Origin of the sequence: Bradyrhizobium sp. (assembly GCF_019244115.1) — a bacterium.
GTDB lineage: Bacteria > Pseudomonadota > Alphaproteobacteria > Rhizobiales > Xanthobacteraceae > Bradyrhizobium.
Genome location: NZ_JAFATE010000197.1, coordinates 1 through 3,851 on the forward strand (window position 1 = coordinate 1; position 3,851 = coordinate 3,851).

The window sequence follows — 3,851 nt, forward strand, 5'->3', positions numbered from 1 at the left end:
TGATCTATGAGCGCATCCGCGAAGAGCTGCGCGGCGGGCGGAACGCGATCTCCGCCATCGACGCCGGCTTCAAGCGGGCGCTGGCGACGATCCTCGACTCCAACATCACGACCTTCATCGCCGGCGCGGTGCTGTTCTTCATCGGCACCGGTCCGGTGCGCGGCTTTGCCGTGACGCTCGGCATCGGCATCATCACCACTGTTTTCACCGCCTTTACCCTGACCCGGCTGATCGTCGCCTGGTGGGTGCGCTGGAAGCGGCCACAAACCGTGCCGATCTAGGAAACGCGGCCGTGACTCACATTGTTCTGATCTCCCTCGGCGTTCTCATTGCCGTGCTGGCCGTCGTCAGCGCGCTCGGCATCCTGCCGTCGCTGCGTATCGTGCCCGACGTTACGCATTTCGACTTCACCCAGTTCCGCCGCATCAGCTTTCCAATCTCGGCGACGCTGTCGATCATCGCAATCACGCTGTTCTTCACTCACGGGCTGAATTTCGGCATCGACTTCAAGGGCGGCACGCTGCTCGAGGTCCGCGCCAAATCAGGCACGGCCGATATCGCCGGCATGCGCGCGAGCCTGGACAAGCTTGGCCTCGGCGAGGTGCAGCTGCAGCAGTTCGGCGGTCCGGACGAGGTTCTGATCCGTGTGGCCGAGCAGCCCGGCGGTGATGCCGCGCAGCAGGAGGCGGTTTCGAAGGTGCGCGGCTCGCTCGGGGATTCCGTCGACTACCGGCGCGTCGAGGTGGTCGGCCCGCGCGTCTCCGGCGAACTGCTGGCCTATGGCATGATCGGCCTGATGCTCGCCATCGTCTCGATCCTGATCTATCTCTGGTTCCGGTTCGAGTGGCAGTTCGCGCTCGGCGCCATGATCGCCAACGTGCACGACATCGTGCTGACCATCGGCTTCATGTCGATCTCGCAGGTCGACTTCGACCTCACTTCGATCGCGGCGCTGCTCACGATTCTCGGCTATTCGCTCAACGACACCGTCGTCATCTATGACCGAATCCGGGAAATGCTGCGGCGCTACAAGAAGATGCCGATGCCGCAGCTTTTGAACGAATCGATCAATTCGACGCTGTCACGCTCGATCATCACCCACGTCACGGTGACGCTGGCGCTGCTCGCGCTGTTGCTGTTCGGCGGTCACGCCATCCACAGCTTCACCGCGGTCATGATGTTCGGCGTCGTGCTGGTCGGCACCTACACCTCGATCTTCATCGCGGCCCCGATCCTGATCTATCTCGGCGTCCACTCCAGCCGGGCCGAGGTGCTGGATACGCCGGCCAAGAAAGTCGGGCAGGAACCGAAGGCGCGCTCGCCGGCTTGACCGGAGAGCCGGAATCGTTTCGGACGAGATCATGCCCATCGACCAGAGCGCGCCGCATCTTCCGAGGTCGGCGTCGATCGACGCCTATGGCAAGGGCGGCTTCGCCTTTGCGGGTATGTCGCATCGCGGCTCGCTGCTCTGTCTGCCCGATGCGGTCTGGGCCTGGGATGTCGAATTGCCGAAGCAGATCGACAAACAGTCACTCGCCCGCGTGCTCGATGCGGCCAATAGCATCGATACGCTGATCATCGGCACCGGCACCGATGTCTGGCTCGTGCCTGCAGAGCTTCGCGCCGCCTTCCGGCAGGTGAGGGTGGTCATCGACGCGATGCAGACGGGCCCCGCGATCCGCACCTACAACGTCATGATCGGCGAGCGGCGACGGGTTGCGGCCGCGCTGATTGCGGTGCCATGAGCGAGCCAACGACGTCGCGGGACGCAGTCGCCTTCTGCGCCGACCTGGTGCGCAGCCGCGATTTTGCGCGCTATGCCGCAACCCTCTTCGTCCCGCCGCTGCAGCGGCGCGGGCTGCTGGCGCTCTACGCTTTCAACGTCGAAATTTCGCGCGTGCGCGAGTCCGTGAGCCAGCCGCTGCCCGGCGAAATCCGCCTGCAATGGTGGAGCGACATGCTCGCCGGCAAGGCCAATGGCGGGGTCGAGGGCAATCCGGTGGCGGCCGAACTTTTGGCCGCAATCCAGCATTGGGAGCTGCCGATCGAACCGCTGGCGCGCCTCGTCGACGAGCATCAGTTCGATCTCTACAACGATCCGATGCCGACCATGGCGGCGCTGGAGGGCTATGCCACCGATACATCGTCGGCGCTGTTTGCCTTGGCCGCGCAGATGCTCGGACCACCCTCGGATGCGATCGATCATCTCGCGCGCCACGCCGGTTTTGCCGTGGCGTTCGCTCAGGTGATCGCAAGCCTGCCGCGCGATGCGTCAAGGCGGCAATTGTTCGTGCCGCTGCAACTGCTCGCCGGCCATGGCAGCTCCATGGAAGAGGTCTTTGCCGGCCGGCCAACGCCGGAGATGCGCGCAGCCCTTGTCGAACTGATCGGCGAGGCGCAGGCGCATCTGGAGACGGCGATGCGGCTATTGTCCGAGGTGCCGCCGCAGGTGCGGCCGGCTTTTCTGCCGGTCGCACTGCTGCGACGCGAGCTGAAACGCATGGCGCGCGCCGAAGCCGATCCGTTTCAGCCGCAGCCGACCTCGCGATTGCGCACGCTGTGGACGCTGTGGCGGGCGTCGCGGGACAAGCAGTTCGGCGGTTAGGGCCGGGCCGGGTCAGCTCGACGGAAGCTGCAAATCGCCCGCCTCGAAATTGAATCGGTCGCGCAGATTCTTGCGCTGCTCGATGATGTCCTTCAGGAACGCGCGGTCGGTTTCGCTTCGCATCATCGGCTCGATCAGGTCGAGCTGGTTCATGGCAACGAGTTGCAGGATCTCGGTGCGCGGCTTGCCATTGGCATCGCGCGGCAATGCGTGCACGATCTGGATATGCTCCGGCGGTTTTGGTCCGTTGGCCGCGGCGAGCGCATTGCGCAACTGGGCCTCCAGAGCGGCCTGATCGGCCTCGACGAACGCATAGAGCCCGACGCCGGTCCGGCGGTCGGCGAAGGCCACGATCGCGGTGTCGCGCACCGCGGGATTTTTGCGGATCAGCTCGATCAGGACAGGCGCATCGTTGACGAGGCGGCGGCCGCCGCCCTCGCGATCGGTGAAGTTGAAGAGGCCGCGCGTGACGGCACGGTAAACCTTTTTCCCGGTCATCAGCCAGAGGCTCGCGACCGCCGATTTGCGGGCCAGGATCTTGCGCTCGCTGGGCGTGAGCGCCTGCGGCGCGTAGCTGCGCTTGTGTTTCAACAGGTGCCGCAGGTCCTCATACGCCGCGATCCGGAACAGCCGGCTGCGGCGCCTGAAGCAGGCAGCGAGCTGGAAATCGGTCAGATAGGCGCGGCCGTCGCGGCCGACCAGCCAGTTCTGCTCCTTGGCGAGATCATTGTGGCAGATGCCGGCGCGATGCAGCCGGTGCAGCGCCTGCTTGGCGGAGCGGAAATAGCCGGCATCGCCGTACGGTTTTGCGAGATGCAGCGCGACGCCGTCGATGAAACCGCGCACCAGCGCGCGATCGCCTGCCCAGAGCAGTTTTGGGCCGACGTCGAGGCCGCGGGCAAGACCCAGCGCCTTCTTCTCGCGCCCAAACAGGTGCCGCGCGGGCATCAGCGACCACCACGGCACCTCGTCGAGCCGGCGCAGCACCGCATCGACGCTGCCGCCATCGCCCTGGAAGCGCCCGCGCTCCACCGTCGAGAACACGTCGCGCTTGAGCAGCACGCCGTCGGTCCATCGCGCCTTCAGAAGCGCCGCGTCGTCCCGGGACAAATGCATCAAACTCACGCCGCTCGAGGAATGCGCAGGTGATCGGCGATCCAGCGGTCGAGATCGGCGAGCGCGCGGGCGCTGAGTGCCTGCTTCTTCGCGATGGTCTTTTCGTTGCCGCGCAGCCGCGTGCCGTCCG

General features: G+C 65.6%; 5 protein-coding genes. 4 read left to right on the plus strand and 1 reads right to left on the minus strand.

Annotation, left to right across the window (positions count from 1 at the left end; translation table 11 throughout):
- The 4 genes from JOZ76_RS08570 to JOZ76_RS08585 form a co-directional block, all read left to right on the plus strand.
- Window positions 1-281 (plus strand): MMPL family transporter (locus JOZ76_RS08570; RefSeq protein WP_291698193.1); only part of this gene is annotated, 281 nt, incomplete at its 5' end.
- Window positions 282-292: 11 nt separating this feature from the next.
- Window positions 293-1,330: a protein translocase subunit SecF gene (secF, locus tag JOZ76_RS08575; RefSeq protein WP_291698194.1), complete on the plus strand. Its 1,038-nt coding sequence runs from the start codon at window positions 293-295 to the stop codon at window positions 1,328-1,330.
- Between the two features lie 31 nt (window positions 1,331-1,361).
- Entirely contained in the window at window positions 1,362-1,745 is a 384-nt protein-coding gene (locus tag JOZ76_RS08580) for an Mth938-like domain-containing protein (protein ID WP_291698195.1), read from the plus strand.
- On the plus strand, window positions 1,742-2,605 hold the full coding sequence (locus tag JOZ76_RS08585) for a phytoene/squalene synthase family protein (RefSeq protein ID WP_291698196.1): 864 nt from the start codon (window positions 1,742-1,744) through the stop codon (window positions 2,603-2,605). The genes JOZ76_RS08580 and JOZ76_RS08585 overlap by 4 nt, the downstream gene beginning before the upstream one ends.
- Window positions 2,606-2,617: 12 nt before the next feature.
- Here the strand turns inward: JOZ76_RS08585 and JOZ76_RS08590 are convergent, their stop codons facing one another.
- A complete protein-coding gene (locus tag JOZ76_RS08590; protein ID WP_291698197.1) occupies window positions 2,618-3,721 on the minus strand; it encodes an AMP-binding enzyme in 1,104 nt (367 codons plus the stop codon).
- Window positions 3,722-3,851 lie beyond the last annotated feature (130 nt).

Bases quoted from the DNA above. Each gene is read 5' to 3' on its own strand.
- JOZ76_RS08580 (WP_291698195.1), top strand. From the start codon at position 1,362: ATGCCCATCGACCAGAGCGCGCCGCATCTTCCGAGGTCGGCGTCGATC.
- JOZ76_RS08585 (WP_291698196.1), top strand. From the start codon at position 1,742: ATGAGCGAGCCAACGACGTCGCGGGACGCAGTCGCCTTCTGCGCCGAC.
- JOZ76_RS08590 (WP_291698197.1), bottom strand. From the start codon at position 3,721: ATGCATTTGTCCCGGGACGACGCGGCGCTTCTGAAGGCGCGATGGACC.